The organism is Paraburkholderia kururiensis (genome assembly GCF_034424375.1).
Taxonomy (GTDB): Bacteria; Pseudomonadota; Gammaproteobacteria; order Burkholderiales; family Burkholderiaceae; genus Paraburkholderia; species Paraburkholderia kururiensis_A.
This window is the reverse complement of sequence record NZ_CP139965.1, coordinates 4260238-4276867: the sequence shown is the minus strand read 5'-3', so window position 1 is coordinate 4276867 and position 16630 is coordinate 4260238. Positions and strand designations below refer to the sequence as shown.

The window sequence follows — 16630 nt, the reverse complement described above, 5'->3', positions numbered from 1 at the left end:
CGGCGCGGCGCTGCGAGGCCGCGCATTACTTCGGTGTCCCGATATTTTTCTGTGGCCGGTGCTGCGATGCTCCGCCACCGTCGCACCCGCGCATGCAACGGCGCGGTGTCAGCGTGCCCCAATTGAGTGCCGCAGTGCACCACTAGGGTAAATGCTAGTTGTCCGCAGGGCGGTGCATCTTTAATCTTGCACCCAGTTCTGATGCACCGAATTTGCAGGTGGAGAACGAGGAGACATGAGGCACTCAGTGCCCAAACGGAAAGCGCTGTTGGATGGGAATCCAACAGCGCTTTTTATATTGGTCTTTCCATTCGCGTGCTTCGTTCGCTGGTTTTTCCGTTATTTCCCTTCAGGGCCTGAAACGGCTGCCCGTTTTTCTCTTCCCGCCCGAATCTCGTAAGCCGTTTTTGTCGCGCAGACTGCGGGTTTTTTCTCGTCTGTCCGACTCCTGCAAATGCTTGCCGCATATGGCTTGCGTCCGCTACACTCGCCATTCGCCGACCGCCTGGTCGGCATTTACGTGCCGTTAAAAAAAAGGTCGGCGCGGTATTTTCCGCGGGGAGGCGGCGCTATTCAGGCCATCGCCTTCAGGCGGTTTGCGAGCCATTTTCAATCGAATAAGCGGGTAAACGCGAGGAGCGTACATGTTGGCGGCAGTGCGTTGGATCAGCGCAGCGTGCGCAGTGGCAGGAGCGGGGGCCATGCTGGCGGGAACGGCGTGGGCGGATGTGAAGATCGGCGTGACGGTGTCGGCCACGGGGCCGGCGGCGTCGCTCGGCATTCCGGAAAAAAACACGGTCGCGCTGCTGCCGAAGGAAATTGCCGGCCAGAAGATCGACTACATCGTGCTGGACGATGCCACGGATCCCACGCAGGCCGTGCGCAACGCACGCAAGCTCACGAGCGAAGATCACGTGGACGCGTTGATCGGTTCCACCGTCGTGCCGAACTCGCTGGCGATGATCGACGTGGCCGCCGAAACGTCCACGCCGATGATCTCGATGGCCGCGGCCGCTTCCATCGTGGAGCCCATGGACGCGAAGCGCGCATGGGTGTTCAAGACGCCTCAGAACGACATCCTGATGGCCACCGCCATTGCCCAGCACATGGCTGACCATGGCGTGAAGACGGTGGCGTTCATCGGCTTCTCGGACGCATATGGCGAGAGCTGGTACAAGGAGTTCGGCAAGATCGCCGAACTCAAGAAGATTCGCATCGTGGCGAACGAGCGGTTCGCGCGCAACGACACGTCGGTGACGGGCCAGGTGCTGCGCATGATGTCGCAGAACCCCGACGCCGTGCTGATCGCAGGCGCCGGCACGCCGGCCGCGTTGCCTCAGAAGACGCTCAAGGAGCGCGGCTACAAGGGCCGCTACTACCAGACGCACGGCGTGGCCAACAACGACTTCCTGCGTGTGTGCGGCAAGGACTGCGAAGGCACGTATCTGCCCGCGGGCCCGCTGCTCGTCGCCGATCAGCTGCCTGCATCGAACCCGGCGAAGAAGGTGGCGCTGACGTACAAGGCGGCCTATGAAAGCGCCTGGGGTGCCGGCTCGATCTCGACCTTCGGCGGCCATGCGTGGGACGCGGGGCTGCTGCTGCAACGCGCGGTGCCCATCGCGCTCAAGCAGGGCCAGCCGGGCACGAAGGCCTTTCGCGAGGCGCTGCGCACGGCGCTCGAAAGCACGAAGGATCTTCCCGCGTCGCACGGCATCTTCAACATGAGTGCGACGGACCATGCGGGCCTCGACCAGCGGGCGCGCGTGATGGTGCAGATCGTCGGCGGCAAGTGGAAGCTCGCCAGCGACTGACGCCACGAGGCACCCACAGACAACTCTTTCGAACAAAGGCGCGGACAAACGGACGCGCCTTTTTTGTTGTCCGCGCCGTGTGCACGAAGCGGCGCTCGCGGTAGATGCACCCGACAGGGAAAACCATGTGTCCACATGAGCGGACCCGTCACTACACTCAGAAGCCGGCCGTGTCGCGAAGGGCCGGACCATACGAAACAAGAGACAAGGCGTTTGGAGACACACGATGAAAACGAAGACACAGTGGGTACGGGTAACGCTCGCAGCGGCAGCACTCCTCGGCGCGGGCAGCGCGTTCGCGCAGGTGAAGATCGGCGTCACGCTGTCGGCGACGGGGCCGGCGGCGTCGCTCGGCATTCCGGAGAAGAACACCATCGAACTGTTGCCGAAGGAGATTGGCGGCAAGACGGTGCAGTACATCGTGCTCGACGACGCATCCGACACGAGCCACGCCGTGCAGAACACGCACAAGCTCATCGATGAAGACCACGTGGACGCCATCATCGGCTCCACGGTCACGCCTAACTCGCTCGCGATGATCGACGTGGCGTCGCAGGCCAAAACGCCGATGATCTCGATGGCCGCCTCGGCCGCCATCGTTTCGCCGATGGACGCCAAGCGCGCATGGGTCTTCAAGACGCCGCAGAACGACAGCCTGATGGCCGACGCGATCGCGCAGTACATGGAGCAGCACGGCGTGAAGACGGTGGGCTTCATCGGCTTCTCCGACGCCTACGGCGAGAACTGGTACACGGTGTTCAACGCGGCAGCGGGCGCGCGTCATCTGAAGGTGGTGGCCAACGAGCGCTATAACCGCACCGATGCATCGGTCACGGGCCAGGTGCTCAAGCTCATGGCGGCCAACCCCGATGCGGTGCTGATCGCGGGCTCGGGCACGCCGGCCGCGCTGCCGGCGAAGACGCTCAAGGAGCGCGGCTACAAGGGCGCCATCTACCAGACGCATGGCGTGGCGAACAACGACTTCCTGCGCGTGTGCGGCAAGGACTGCGAGGGCGAACTGCTGCCGGCGGGCCCGATTCTCGTGGCGGACCAGCTGCCCGATTCGAACCCCGTGAAGAAGTCATCGGAGGCCTACAAGAACGCGTATGAGAAGGCCTACGGCGCGGGTTCGGTGTCGACGTTTGGCGGCCACGCATGGGACGCCGGCCAGATGCTGCAGCGGGCCATTCCCGAGGCACTGAAGACGGCGCAGCCGGGTACGGTCGAGTTCCGCGAGGCGCTGCGCAGCGCGCTCGAAAACCTCAAGGACCTGCCGGTCGCGCACGGCATCATGAACACGACGTCGGCGGACCATAACGGCCTCGACGAACGCGCCCGCGTGATCGTGCAGATCTCCGGCGGCAAGTGGAAGCTGCAGGGCAAGTAAGCGACATCAGCGGCACTTCGGGGACGCGCGTTGGGGGCAGCGTTGCGCGCGTCCTTCTTCTCACGGATGGCGCAGCGGTGAGGGCGCGCGCGTGAGCGTGTCGCTCGCATAGGGCGTCGTGCTTCGCTGTAGTCGTCGCTGTGATCCGCACGCTGCGCCATTCAACGCGACGCGCTACGCGTTGGCGCACGTGTCGCCGCCATGTCGTTCTGTTCGAGCACAATGGCGCGTTGGCCGCGCGTTCATCACGCCTTGCTGCGCGTCTACCCATCTACGCATCCCGATTCAGGCATTCCAGAAAGACACGAAGAGGAAGTATGGATCTATCAATTGCGGCGATCCTCGCGCAAGACGGCATCACGACCGGCGCCATCTACGCGCTGCTCGCGCTGGCGCTGGTGCTGGTGTTTTCCGTCACGCGGGTGATCTTCATTCCGCAGGGCGAGTTCGTTTCGTACGGCGCACTCACGCTCGCTGCACTACAGACGCAGAAGTTTCCCGCCACGTGCTGGCTGTTGATGGCGATGGGCGCCGCGTGCTTCGTCGTCGAGATACTCGGGCTCGCGCGGCATGCGGAGCGGCGTACGCAGCTCGCGCGCACGCTCGTGACGCTCGCGGGCCAGTACCTGTTGTTTCCCGTTGCCGTCTACGCGATCACACGCGGCACCTTCGGCATGCAGTTGCCGATGCTCGCGCAGATCGCGTTGACGCTCGCCATCGTGGTGCCGATGGGTCCGTTCGTGTATCGCCTCGCGTACGAGCCGATTGCAGAAGCGACCACCTTGTTGCTGCTGATCGTCGCGGTGGCCGTGCACTTCGCGATGGTCGGCCTCGGGCTCGTGATGTTCGGCGCCGAAGGGTCGCGCACGAACGCGTTTTCGGACGCGACGTTCAACGTAGGCTCGCTCTCGGTTACGGGCCAGAGCTTGTGGGTGATCGGCACCGCGATCGTGCTGATCGTCGGGCTGTACATCTATTTCGATCGCTCGGTGTCGGGCAAGGCGCTGCGGGCGACGTCGGTGAACCGGCTGGGCGCGCGGCTGGTCGGCATCGGCACGACGCAGGCGGGACGCCTCGCGTTCACGCTCGCCGCGGGGCTCGGCGTGCTGTGCGGAATTCTCGTTGCACCGCTTACCACCATCTACTACGACTCGGGTTTTCTGATCGGCTTGAAGGGATTCGTGGGCGCGATCATCGGCGGCCTCGTGAGTTATCCCGTGGCGGCGGCCGGCTCGGTGCTCGTCGGGCTGCTCGAATCGTATTCGTCGTTCTGGGCCAGTGCCTACAAGGAAGTCATTGTGTTCACGCTGATCATTCCGGTATTGCTGTGGCGCAGTCTGGCGAGCCCGCATGCCGAAGAAGAGGAGGAGTGACGCGATGAAACGCATGATTCGCAACCGCTTCTTCTGGCTGTTTCTCGCGGTGATGTTCGCGCTTCCGGTGCTGCCGCATCCGCTGCGGGTGCCCGAATACTGGATCACGCTGCTCAACTACATCGGCCTGTATGCGATCGTGGCGATCGGCCTCGTGCTGCTCACCGGCATCGGCGGCATGACGAGCTTCGGGCAGGCGGCGTTCGTCGGCGTGGGCGCGTACGCCACGGCGTATCTGACGACGCAATTCGGCGTGTCGCCGTGGCTCGCGCTGATCGCGGGTGTGGTGCTCACGGCGCTCATCGCGCTTGTGCTGGGCGCCGTGACGATGCGCCTGTCCGGTCACTTCCTGCCGCTCGGAACCATCGCCTGGGGACTCGCGCTGTTCTTCCTGTTCGGCAACATGGAGATGCTCGGCAAGTACGACGGCATCAACGGCATTCCGGTGCTGAACGTGTTCGGCGTCGATCTGGAGTCGGGCCGGCATATCTATTACCTGATCTGGGTGGTGGTGCTGGCGTCCGTGGTGTCTGTTCAGAATCTGCTTAATAGCCGGCCGGGCCGCGCCATACGCGCGCTGCGCGGCGGCGGCGCGATGGCCGAGGCGATGGGCGTGAACACGGCATGGATGCGCGTCGTGATCTTCGTGTATGCCGCGGTGCTCGCTGCCGTGTCGGGGTTCCTCTATGCGCACTTGCAGCGGGCGGTGAATCCCACGCCGTTTGGGCTCAATCACGGCATCGAATACCTGTTCATGGCGGTGGTGGGCGGCGTGGCGCACGTCTGGGGCGCGGTGCTGGGCGCGGCCATCCTCACGCTGCTGCAGGATTGGCTTCAGACGCTGCTACCCAAGCTGCTGGGAGAGAACGGCAATTTTGAGATCATCGTGTTCGGCGTGCTCATGGTGCTGCTGCTGCAGTATGCGCGGCACGGCGTGTGGCCGTACGTGGCGCGGCTTTTCCCTCGTGGGCCGCGCGCTCACGTTCCCGATCACGCAGAACCGTTGCCGCAGCGCAGCAAACCGCAGCCAGGCGAATTGCTGCTGACGGTCGACAAGGCGCGCAAGCAGTTCGGCGGGCTCGTGGCCGTCAACGACGTGAGCTTCGACGTGAAAGCCGGGCAGATCGTCGGGCTGATCGGCCCGAACGGCGCGGGGAAGTCGACTACGTTCAATCTTGTCACCGGCGTGCTGCAACCCACGGCCGGGCAGATCATCTTCCGCGGCGAGCGGATCGATACGCTCACGTCACGTGAAATCGTGAAGCGCGGCATCGGCCGCACGTTCCAGCACGTCAAGCTGCTGCCGGGCATGACGGTTCTGGAGAACGTCGCGATCGGCGCGCATCTGCGTGGCCATGCCGGCGTGTGGCGCAGCATTGCGCGCCTCAATGCCGTCGAGGAGGCGCGGCTGATGAACGAGGCGGCAAGGCAGATCCGCCGCGTGGGCCTCGAGCGACACATGTACGACGAGGCGGGAAGCCTGGCGCTCGGCCAGCAACGCGTTCTGGAGATCGCGCGGGCGCTATGCTGCGATCCGACACTGCTGCTGCTGGACGAGCCGGCGGCCGGCCTGCGGTATCAGGAAAAGCAGCAACTGGCCGGATTGCTGCGCAAACTGAAGGAAGAGGGAATGAGCGTGCTGCTGGTCGAGCACGACATGGATTTCGTGATGAACCTCACCGACCGGCTGGTCGTGATGGAGTTTGGCACGCGCATCGCGGAAGGACTGCCCGAGGACGTGCAGAAGGATCCGGCGGTGCTCGAAGCGTATCTGGGCGGGGTGGAATGATGGTGAGCAAGAACGAGGCGGGCGTTATGCCGGTGCTGGAAGTGGCGGGGCTCTCAGCACGGTACGGCAAAGTGGAGGCGCTGCATCGGGCCGCGATCAAGGTCGGGGCGGGTCAGATCGTGTCGGTGATCGGCCCGAACGGCGCCGGGAAGTCGACACTGCTCAACGCGATCATGGGCGCGCTGCCGACCGGTGGTTACGCCAGCGGGCACGTGCGCTATCTGGGCGACGAGGTGGGCGCGTTGGCGATCGAAAAGCGTGTTGCACGCGGGATGTGCCTCGTCCCGGAGAAGCGTGAGCTGTTCGCGTCGATGTCCGTCGAAGACAACCTGCTGCTGGGCGCCTATCGCCGCAAGCGCGCGGGAGAAAAGGCGTGGCTCGACCAGCTCAAGCCGGTCTTCACGCTGTTTCCTCGGCTGAAGGAGCGTCGGCGGCAGGCGGCCGGCACGCTATCGGGCGGCGAGCGGCAGATGCTCGCCGTGGGGCGCGCCCTGATGGGAAAGCCGGATCTGCTGATGCTCGATGAGCCGAGTCTCGGCTTGGCACCGCTGATCGTGAAGGAGATTTTCCACATCATCAGCGCGTTAAGGCAGACCGGTGTGGCGACCCTGCTGATCGAACAGAATGCGCGCGCCGCGCTCCAGATTTCGGACTACGGATACGTGCTGGAGACTGGCGAAATCGTGCTGGAAGGCCCGGCCGGCGAACTCGCTCAGAACCCGCAGGTGATCGAGACGTATCTGGGCCTGACAAGGAAAGCGGCGTAGCGCGCGTTATGGGGTGCGCTGGCGAGGGCGCGCTTGGGCCCATCAAGAAGGGTGTCTCATGTTTCACGTGAAACACCTTTTTTCGTCCGTCGCATCGCTTTTGTGCGGGAACCAAATTCGGACCCGAACGGCCGAAAACGCTAACCCGCTATAATTCGCGCATACCCATTTTCTCGAAAGGCTCACGCAGGTTCATGCGTGAGATCACCATGCTTTATCCAACAGAATTCGATGTCATTGTCGTCGGCGGCGGTCATGCCGGGACGGAGGCCGCGCTTGCCGCTGCCCGTATGGGCGTGAAAACGCTCCTGCTGACGCACAACATCGAAACGCTCGGGCAGATGAGCTGCAATCCGTCGATTGGCGGCATTGGCAAGGGCCATCTCGTGAAGGAAGTGGACGCGCTGGGCGGTGCGATGGCCGCGGCCACGGACGAGGGCGGCATCCAGTTCCGCATTCTCAACTCCTCGAAGGGCCCGGCGGTGCGGGCCACGCGCGCGCAGGCGGACCGGCTGCTGTACAAGCAGGCCATTCGCCGACGCCTCGAAAACCAGCCGAATCTTTGGTTGTTCCAGCAGGCCGTCGAAGATCTGATGGTGGAGGGTGACCGTGTGGTCGGCGCGGTGACGCAGGTTGGCGTGCGGTTCCGCGCGCGGGCGGTCGTGCTGACGGCCGGGACGTTCCTGGACGGGAAGATTCACGTAGGTCTCAATAACTACACGGGCGGCCGGGCCGGTGACCCGGCGGCAGTCACGCTTTCGGCTCGGCTGAAGGAATTGAAGCTGCCGCAAGGGCGGCTCAAGACGGGCACGCCGCCGCGCATCGACGGCCGGACCATCGACTTCTCCAGACTCGAGGAGCAACCGGGCGACCTCGATCCGGTGCCCGTGTTCTCGTTTCTTGGCCGCACTGAACAGCACCCTCGGCAGGTGCCGTGCTGGGTGACACATACGAATGCACGGACGCATGACATCATTCGCAGCGGCCTGGATCGATCGCCCATGTACACGGGCGTGATCGAAGGCGTGGGGCCGCGCTATTGCCCGTCCATCGAAGACAAGATTCATCGCTTCGCGTCGAAGGAATCGCATCAGATCTTTCTCGAGCCGGAAGGACTGACGACGAACGAGTTCTACCCCAACGGTATTTCGACGAGCCTGCCATTTGACGTGCAGCTGGAGCTGGTGCGCTCCATGCGGGGGCTGGAGCACGCGCACATCCTCCGGCCGGGCTACGCAATCGAGTACGACTACTTCGATCCGCGCGGGCTGAAGGCGTCGCTGGAAACCAAGGCGATCGGTGGCTTGTTCTTTGCGGGCCAGATCAACGGTACGACCGGGTATGAGGAAGCGGCGGCGCAGGGCCTGCTGGCGGGTATCAATGCCGGCTTGCAGGTGCAAGGCAAGGACGCGTGGTGCCCGCGCCGCGACCAGGCTTATCTGGGCGTGCTGGTGGACGACCTCGTTACGCGCGGTGTGTCCGAACCTTATCGGATGTTCACGAGCCGGGCGGAGTATCGCTTGAGCCTGCGTGAGGACAACGCTGATATGCGGCTGACTGAAATCGGCCGCGAGTTGGGGGTGGTCGACGACGAGCGCTGGGATGCATTTAGCCGCAAGCGCGACGCTGTTTCACGTGAAACAGAGCGACTGCGGACAACGTGGGTGAATCCGAAGACACTTCCGGCGGAAGAAGCGACGGCGCTGCTCGGCAAACCGATCGACCGCGAGTACAACCTCGCGGATCTGTTGCGTCGCCCGGGCGTGAGCTACGACGGCGTTTGCAGCTTGCAAGGGGGCACGCGCGGACCGGAAACGCCGCTCGCCGAGGACGAAGTACTGCTTGCGCAAATCAAGGAACAGATCGAGATCGGCATCAAATATCAGGGTTACATCGATCGGCAAGCTGACGAGATCGAGCGTAACGGTGCGCACGAGAACACCCGGCTGCCGGAAAGCATCGATTACTCGGAAGTGCGTGGTCTGTCGTTCGAGGCGCGCCAGAAGCTGAATCAGTTCCGTCCGGAAACCATCGGGCAGGCCTCGCGCATTTCAGGCATTACGCCGGCCGCCATTTCGCTGCTCATGGTTCACCTGAAGCGTGGGCTGCGCCGGCGTCGTCAGACGGCGCCGGGCGGGCAGGGCACGGACAGCGGCACGCCGGTGGCCCAATGACGGGCCGCCACGGACGCCTTGGCTCCGTCGTCGATCGCGAAGCGCATGCCGCCATGCTGGCGGAGGGCGCCGACCGGCTGCGCATCGATTTGACGGACGCTCAGCAAGTGGCGCTGCTCGACTATGTCGCGCTGCTCGCCAAGTGGAACGCCGTGTATAACCTGACGGCGATCCGCGATCCGCGCCAGATGCTGATCCAACACGTGCTCGATTCGCTTGCCATCGTACCGCACCTCGCGCCGGACTTGCCGCGCGCCGGCGCCGTGTCCGTGCTGGACGTCGGTTCCGGCGGCGGCCTGCCTGGCATCGTGCTCGCCATCGCGTTGCCGCACTGGTCCGTTACGCTGAACGACATTGTCCACAAGAAGACGGCCTTTCAGTCGCAGGGCAAGGCCGAGCTTGGCCTCACGAATCTTTCCGTCGTGACCGGTCGTGTCGAATCGCTTCGTCCCGGTATCGAAGTGCCGGGAAGATTCGATGTGATCGTCTCGCGCGCATTCGCAGAACTCGCGGATTTCGTTACACTTGCCCGCAACCTCGTTTCGGATCGCGGCGCGATCTGGGCGATGAAGGGCGTGCGGCCCGATGCCGAAATCGAGCGTCTGCCGTCCGGGGCGCACGCAGTGCAGGTCGTGCGTCTCGAAGTGCCGTTTCTGGATGCAGAACGGCATCTCGTGGAGGTCCGGATTGACGCGCACCGGACTGCGGGTGCCGTCAAGGAAGGCGCCTGAAGAGAGATAAAGGCGGCCTTTCGCTGAAAAAGCCTGAAGATAGAGGATTTTGTGGTCGAATTCGACAGGCGTTCGAGAGCCAACAAGCGACAACCAGTAGCAAACCAGGCAGTAAACCAGCAGCAAACAGGGACACACAAACGATGGCAAAAATCTTCTGCGTGGCGAACCAGAAGGGCGGCGTCGGGAAGACGACGACAACAGTCAATCTTGCCGCGAGCCTCGCAGCGCAGGGACAGCGGGTTCTGCTCATCGACCTGGACCCGCAGGGCAACGCCACCATGGGCAGCGGCATCGACAAGGCTGCCTGCGAAAACACGGTGTACGAGGTACTGGTGGACGGCGTGTCGGTGGCCGACGCGCGCGTGCGTCCCGCGGCGGTCGCGTACGACGTGCTGCCTGCCAATCGCGAGCTGGCCGGGGCGGAAGTGGAGCTCGTGACGGTCGAGAACCGCGAGCGTCGGTTGAAAACGGCGCTCGCGGACGTCGAGCACGAGTACGACTTCGTGCTCATCGATTGTCCGCCGGCGCTCTCGCTGCTCACGCTGAACGGCTTGTGCGCGGCGCACGGCGTGGTGATCCCCATGCAGTGCGAGTACTTCGCGCTCGAAGGGCTGTCCGACCTCGTCAACACCATCAAGCAGGTTCACGCGAACCTGAATCGCGACTTGAAGGTGATCGGCTTGCTGCGCGTGATGTTCGATCCGCGCATCACGTTGCAGCAGCAGGTTTCCGACCAGTTGAAGGAACACTTCGGCGACAAGGTGTTCGATGCCGTGATCCCGCGCAACGTACGACTTGCCGAGGCACCCAGCTACGGGCTGCCGGGCGTGGTGTTCGACAGCGCATCGCGTGGCGCGCAGGCATACGTGCAGTTCGGCGCGGAAATGATTCAGCGGGTGCGCGCGCTATGACGCGCGGCCTTCCACCCAAAGCGGACCGAGGAAGCACCATGAATGCAGTAGCACGGAAGAAAGGACTGGGCCGCGGGCTCGAGGCGCTGCTCGGCGGCAGCGCGGACATCACCGAGGCCGTGAAGATCGAGGGCGCGCCGAACACGTTGCCGCTCACGAAGCTTCAGCCTGGCAAGTACCAGCCGCGCACGCGGATGGACGAGGGCGCGCTGCAGGAACTCGCCGCCAGCATCCGCGCGCAGGGCCTGATGCAGCCGATCCTCGTGCGGCCGGTTGCGGCGGACAAGTTCGAGATCATCGCGGGCGAACGGCGCTTTCGCGCGGCGCGCCTTGCCGGCCTGGAAGAGGTGCCGGTGCTCGTGAAGGACGTGCCGGACCAGGCCGCCGCCGCGATGGCGCTGATCGAAAACATCCAGCGGGAAGACCTGAATCCGCTGGAAGAGGCGCAGGGCATCCAGCGACTGCTCGACGAATTCAATTTCACGCACGAGCAGGCGGCCGAGTCGGTGGGACGCTCGCGTAGCGCGGTGTCGAACCTGCTGCGTCTGCTGAACCTCGCGGCGCCGGTGCAGACCATGCTCTTGGCCGGCGACCTCGACATGGGCCACGCGCGCGCGTTGCTCGCCGTGGACGCCGCCACGCAGATCGCGCTCGCGAACCAGGTGGTGAACAAGCGGATGTCCGTGCGCGAGACCGAAAAGCTCGTGACGGCCACCACCAAGACCGCGCCGGCCGTGAAGGCACGTGCCAATCACGACGGCGGACGCGACACGCGCCGTCTCGAAGAAGAACTGTCCGACCTGCTCGCCGCGACCGTCAAGATCAAGCTGGGGCGTCGCGGCCGCGGTCAGGTGACCATCGACTTCGGCGACCTCGACTCGCTCGAAGGCATTCTCACCCGGCTGCGCGGGAACATGGCGGCCGCTTGAGGCGACCGCTGCCCCGTAGTTCAAAGCACCGCCCATCTCAGGTCGTTTCCACCGTGCCAGTTTCCGAACCCACCGCGAAGACGCGGGGCGGCCCCGTGGGTGCCGTTCTTGCGCTTGTCGCCAAAGAACCGGTTCTCGCGATCCTCGTGATCGCGCTCGCCGCGCTGCAGCTTTTCCATCCTCGCGAATGGGCGTCGCTGCCAGGTCTGATCGACTGGCAGACGGTGCTCACGCTGACGGGACTCCTGATTCTCACGAAGGCCGTCGAATATTCAGGATTCCTCATGTGGCTCGCGCACCGCGTGGTGCATTACATTCATTCCGAGCGGGCGCTTGCGTTCCTGCTGATCGCGCTTGCCGCCGCATTGTCGACGCTGCTAACCAACGACGTTGCCCTTTTCGTCGTCGTGCCGCTCGTCCTGTCGCTCAACCGGCTGACGCCGTTGCCCGTGCGGCGGCTCGTGATCTATATCGCGCTCGCGGTGAACGCCGGCTCGATCCTGACGCCGCTCGGCAATCCGCAGAACCTCTTTCTCTGGCAGACGAGCGGCGTGTCGTTCGGCCGCTTCGTGATGGCGCTCGCGCCGCTGTGCGCCGTTCTGATGGCGATGCTCTTTGCGCTCACCGCCGTGGGGTTTCGTGCGAAGCCACTGGATCTGTCGAAGGACGTGGAGCCTCACGCCGTCGACCGGCGCGTGGCCGGCGTGGCCGCCGTGCTGTTTGTCGCGTTTGTGCTGCTCGCCGATGCGCATCGCGCCGGCATCGCGCTCGCTGGCGTCGCGGCGGGCTTCCTGTTCTGGCGTCCGCGCGTCGTGCTGAAGATCGACTGGCTGCTGCTGCTCATTTTCGTGCTGATGTTTATTGTGTTGCGCAGCGCGGCCGCGCTGCCGTGGGTGCACGACACGATCGGCCGCATCGGGCTGGGTACGCCGCTGCGCGCTTATGTCGCAGGGGCCGTGCTGTCGCAGGGAATCAGCAATGTGCCCGCCGCCATCATGCTGGCTGAATTCACGAAGGACTGGCGCGCGCTGGCGTTCGGTGTGAGTGTGGGCGGCTTCGGCATCGCGATCGGCTCGCTTGCGAATCTGATTGCCGTGCGCCTTTCCGGCGAGCGCGGCACGTGGCTGCCGTTCCACCTTGTTTCGGTGCCGTTCTGGCTGGTGAGCGCGGTACTGGGCGGCTGGTTGTTGTTGCATTTCTGATGCGTAGGCGTTTGCGCGGATATTGTGAGTAGCCGTCGGCGCGTGTTCCATCGCAACGAACGGTGCGCCATCGGTCCGCGCTCGGCCGTTCCCTATGCTAGGCACATGGACGATTGGCTCATGCGGCCCCCGGCGGCAGTCGCATGGCCACCGTCATGCGACCTGTTGCGCAGACGCTGACACCGTCCCTTACAGTTGCGGCGGAGGGCCCGTTTTGCGGCCAATTTTTCGCATCATGAAGCCTCGTTTCACGGCTTTATTGAGCGACCTAAAATCTTGAATTGGCTGCAACTATCGCTTACAATCGCCCGGATTTATTTGGTAGGCAGCCACGTAAGCGCAGCGTAAGCGGGCGGGCTAAAACTCTGGACTTTTGCGGACATGGCGATGGCGGCTCACAGGCCAGAAGGAAGGCCGGGCCAAGCGTTGAACGGGCCGGGCGGAAAGGAATTTGCCGACGGCACGCAAGACGGATACCACACAGCTTCCGCGTCCGGCCGCACCGACTACAACGCGCAGTGGGATGCCGACCAGCAGGATAACAACAACATCGTTCCGCTCACGCGGATCGAAGCCGAAAAGCTGTTCGGTCCCAATGTGAGTCGCCCATCGCGCGTCACGCCTTTTCGGGTGGTGGCTGCGCAAGTGGTTTTGTCCCTGGTTGCTACGCTGGTGTGGTGGCTGTTCTACAAGCCGCCGGGCGCTGCTGCGCTGTCAGCGTTGCTGGGGGGCGCGATCTGTTGGGTCCCGGGCGCCCTGTTCGCCGCGCGGCTGAAGACGCCGGGCGCGGGTGCCACGGTGATGAACTGGATGCTCGGCGAAGCGTTCAAGATGGGCGCGACCATCGCGATGTTCGTTGCCATCGCGTTCTGGTATCGCGACGTGCAGTGGGTTCCGCTGCTCGTGACCTACCTGATCGCGCTAAAGACGTACTGGATCGCGCTCGCATGGCGTTGAGCGCGAAGCGCAGCGTGGCGCGAATGGCCGCGACGCGATGCGCAGCAGAAGAGACAACGGGCCGGCGCCTCAGCTTGCGGCGGCCATGAGGAGCGCGGGCCGGCCGGCGGTGGACATGATCCCCACGGTCCGCGGCGGCGCGCTTTCGTCATGTATGGACTGGCGGAAGCGGCTGGAAAACGATTTTCGACAATTTGGGTGGCGTTAATAATATGGCAGCTAGCGAAGGCACGCGCGCTCTGGATCCGTCCGAGTACATTGCGCACCACTTGCAGAACTTTTCCACCTCGCACCAGACGTCGATCGTCGACCTTCACGTCTGGAATCTGGACACGCTGTTCTGGTCCATTCTGTGCGGCCTCGTCACGATCCTGATCCTGCGTCTTGCCGCACGCAAGGCGACGTCCGGCGTTCCGGGCCGCTTCCAGTGCGCCGTCGAAATGCTGGTTGAAATGGTCGAGGATCAATCGAAGGCGATGATCCACGGCAATCGCAAATTCATCGCACCGCTCGCGCTGACCGTGTTCGTCTGGGTCGCGCTCATGAACTCCCTCGACTTCATTCCCGTCGACCTGCCGGGCCGCGTGATCGGCTGGCTGGGCTTGTCGGACGTCATCACGCACCACCGCATCGTGCCGACCGCCGACCTGAACGGCACCATCGGCATCGCACTCGGCGTGTTCGTGCTGATGATCTATTACAACCTCAAGATCAAGGGCGCCGGCGGCTTCATCCACGAACTCGTCTCCGCTCCGTTCGGCTCGCATCCGCTGCTGTGGATTCCGAACCTTGCACTGAACATCATCGAGTTCGTCGCGAAGACGGTTTCGCTCGGCATGCGGCTGTTCGGCAACATGTACGCGGGTGAGCTGCTGTTCCTGCTGATTGCCCTGCTCGGCAGCATCTGGACCTTCGGCGCGGACACGACGGTGCTTGGCTTCATCGGCCACGTGATCGCCGGCAGCGTGTGGGCCATCTTCCACATTCTGATCGTGCTGCTGCAGGCGTTCATTTTCATGATGCTGACGCTGGTGTACATCGGCCAGGCACACGACTCGCACTAACGCGCGCGTCAGAACCGCTTTGAGTTTCAGTTAATTTCCAAATCCCAGTTCCCAAGAACTTTCAACAAGGAGTGATCATGCAAGCTTTCATCGCCAACATCCAGGGTCTGACCGCCATCGGTATCGGCATCATCATCGGCCTGGGTGCAATCGGCGCCTGTATCGGTATCGGCCTGATGGGCGGCAAGTACATCGAAGCCTGCGCACGTCAGCCTGAACTGATGAACCCGCTGCAGACGAAGATGTTCCTGCTGGCTGGTCTGATCGACGCGGCGTTCCTGATTGGCGTTGGTGTGGCAATGCTGTTTGCGTTCGCGAACCCCCTGCTCTCGAAGCTCGCAGGCTGAGGTTCCCCGGAAAGTTGCGCCTCGTCTATAACAGGCATGAGGCGCAGGGCGGAACGGGTGCCGGGGCGCTGATCGAGTTCGCATCGATGAGCGCCTCGCCGTTTCAATTCCCTGAAAAACGCAACGTTTAAGGAAACACCGTGAATCTCAACGCAACCTTGTTTGCGCAAATGGTCGTGTTCCTGATCCTCGCGTGGTTCACGATGAAGTTCGTGTGGCCGCCGTTGATCAACGCCCTCGACGAGCGCTCGAAGAAGATCGCCGACGGCCTCGCGGCCGCCGAAAAGGGCAAACACGAACTCGAAGCAGCGCACAAGCGCGTCGGCGAAGAACTCGCTGTGGCGCGCAACGAGGGTCAGCAACGTATCGCCGAAGCGGAAAAGCGCGCTGTCGTGGTCGCCGACGAAATCAAGGCGCAGGCACAGGCCGAAGCCGCACGCATCGTCGCGCAGGCCAAGGCGGATGCCGAGCAGCAAGTCGTGAAGGCCCGCGAAGCGCTGCGCGCCGAAGTGGCCGCACTCGCCGTGAAGGGCGCCGAGCAGATCCTGAAGCGCGAGATCGACCAGACGGCGCATGCCGAACTGCTCAATCAACTCAAAGCCGAGCTCTGATCATGGCCGAACTTGCAACCGTTGCCCGCCCGTATGCGGAAGCGCTGTTCGGCGTGGCCGAAGCTGGTGACATCGCCGCCTGGTCCACGCTCGTAGAGGAGCTGGCACAGGTTGCGCGTCTGCCCGAAGTGCTGTCGATCGCATCGAGCCCGAAAGTTGGCCGTCAGCAGGTGAGCGAGCTGCTGCTCAGCGCAGTGAAGTCTCCGCTGAAGGACAGCCCGCAGGCGAAGAATTTCGTGCAGATGCTCGTCGACAACCATCGGCTGCAGTTGTTGCCGGAAATCGCGCAGCAGTTCGAAGAGTTGAAGAACGCCCGTGAAGGCGCGGCCGATGTGCTGATCGTCAGCGCATTTCCGCTCGAGGGCGAGCCGTTGAACCTGCTGGTCGCCAGCCTCGAACGCAAGTTCCAACGCAAGCTGAAGCCTACCGTAGAAGTCGATTCGTCGCTGATCGGCGGCGTGCGCGTTACGGTCGGTGACGAAGTGCTCGATACCTCGGTCCGCGCGCGGCTCGCCCGCATGCAGACGGCTCTTACCGCCTGACGCGCATGCCCGCTGGCACGCAACAGAATTGA

Annotated in this window: 15 protein-coding genes; all 15 read left to right on the top strand. The window is 63.7% G+C overall.

Annotation, left to right across the window (positions count from 1 at the left end):
• Positions 1–644 precede the first annotated feature (644 nt).
• A complete protein-coding gene (locus U0042_RS19205) occupies positions 645–1811 on the top strand; it encodes an ABC transporter substrate-binding protein (RefSeq protein ID WP_114813897.1) in 1167 nt (388 codons plus the stop codon).
• Positions 1812–2037: 226 nt separating this feature from the next.
• Positions 2038–3198: an ABC transporter substrate-binding protein gene (locus U0042_RS19200; protein ID WP_114813895.1), complete on the top strand. Its 1161-nt coding sequence runs from the start codon at positions 2038–2040 to the stop codon at positions 3196–3198.
• Positions 3199–3515: 317 nt separating this feature from the next.
• Positions 3516–4571 carry a branched-chain amino acid ABC transporter permease gene (locus U0042_RS19195; RefSeq protein WP_114813893.1) on the top strand — a complete coding sequence of 352 codons (1056 nt, stop codon included), beginning with the start codon at positions 3516–3518 and terminating at the stop codon, positions 4569–4571.
• Between the two features lie 4 nt (positions 4572–4575).
• Positions 4576–6360, top strand: a complete 1785-nt coding sequence (locus tag U0042_RS19190; protein ID WP_114813891.1) for an ABC transporter permease subunit — start codon at positions 4576–4578, stop codon at positions 6358–6360.
• Positions 6360–7127, top strand: coding sequence for an ABC transporter ATP-binding protein (locus tag U0042_RS19185; protein WP_114813889.1), 768 nt, complete (start codon positions 6360–6362; stop codon positions 7125–7127). The genes U0042_RS19190 and U0042_RS19185 overlap by 1 nt, the downstream gene beginning before the upstream one ends.
• 209 nt (positions 7128–7336) lie before the next feature.
• On the top strand, positions 7337–9301 hold the full coding sequence (mnmG, locus tag U0042_RS19180) for a tRNA uridine-5-carboxymethylaminomethyl(34) synthesis enzyme MnmG (RefSeq protein ID WP_114813969.1): 1965 nt from the start codon (positions 7337–7339) through the stop codon (positions 9299–9301).
• Positions 9298–10032 carry a 16S rRNA (guanine(527)-N(7))-methyltransferase RsmG gene (gene rsmG / locus U0042_RS19175; protein WP_114813887.1) on the top strand — a complete coding sequence of 245 codons (735 nt, stop codon included), beginning with the start codon at positions 9298–9300 and terminating at the stop codon, positions 10030–10032. The genes mnmG and rsmG overlap by 4 nt, the downstream gene beginning before the upstream one ends.
• Before the next feature lie 143 nt (positions 10033–10175).
• On the top strand, positions 10176–10946 hold the full coding sequence (locus U0042_RS19170) for a ParA family protein (RefSeq protein WP_114813885.1): 771 nt from the start codon (positions 10176–10178) through the stop codon (positions 10944–10946).
• A gap of 38 nt (positions 10947–10984) precedes the next feature.
• The gene (locus tag U0042_RS19165; RefSeq protein ID WP_114813883.1) at positions 10985–11875 is read left to right on the top strand and encodes a ParB/RepB/Spo0J family partition protein; all 891 of its coding nucleotides are present in this window, start codon (positions 10985–10987) and stop codon (positions 11873–11875) included.
• 95 nt (positions 11876–11970) lie between these two features.
• Positions 11971–13077 (top strand): sodium:proton antiporter, encoded by a 1107-nt coding sequence (locus tag U0042_RS19160; RefSeq protein WP_114813881.1) that lies wholly within the window; start codon positions 11971–11973, stop codon positions 13075–13077.
• Between the two features lie 387 nt (positions 13078–13464).
• Positions 13465–14034, top strand: coding sequence for an ATP synthase subunit I (locus U0042_RS19155; RefSeq protein WP_419150531.1), 570 nt, complete (start codon positions 13465–13467; stop codon positions 14032–14034).
• Between the two features lie 212 nt (positions 14035–14246).
• Entirely contained in the window at positions 14247–15098 is an 852-nt protein-coding gene (atpB, locus tag U0042_RS19150; protein WP_114813878.1) for a F0F1 ATP synthase subunit A, read from the top strand.
• Positions 15099–15175: 77 nt separating this feature from the next.
• Complete coding sequence (atpE, locus tag U0042_RS19145) at positions 15176–15445, top strand: F0F1 ATP synthase subunit C (protein ID WP_007180033.1); 270 nt, start codon at positions 15176–15178, stop codon at positions 15443–15445.
• Positions 15446–15585: 140 nt separating this feature from the next.
• Positions 15586–16056 carry a F0F1 ATP synthase subunit B gene (locus tag U0042_RS19140; RefSeq protein ID WP_114813876.1) on the top strand — a complete coding sequence of 157 codons (471 nt, stop codon included), beginning with the start codon at positions 15586–15588 and terminating at the stop codon, positions 16054–16056.
• A 2-nt stretch (positions 16057–16058) separates the two neighbouring features.
• Positions 16059–16598: a F0F1 ATP synthase subunit delta gene (locus U0042_RS19135; protein WP_114813874.1), complete on the top strand. Its 540-nt coding sequence runs from the start codon at positions 16059–16061 to the stop codon at positions 16596–16598.
• The last annotated feature ends 32 nt before the right edge of the window (positions 16599–16630 follow it).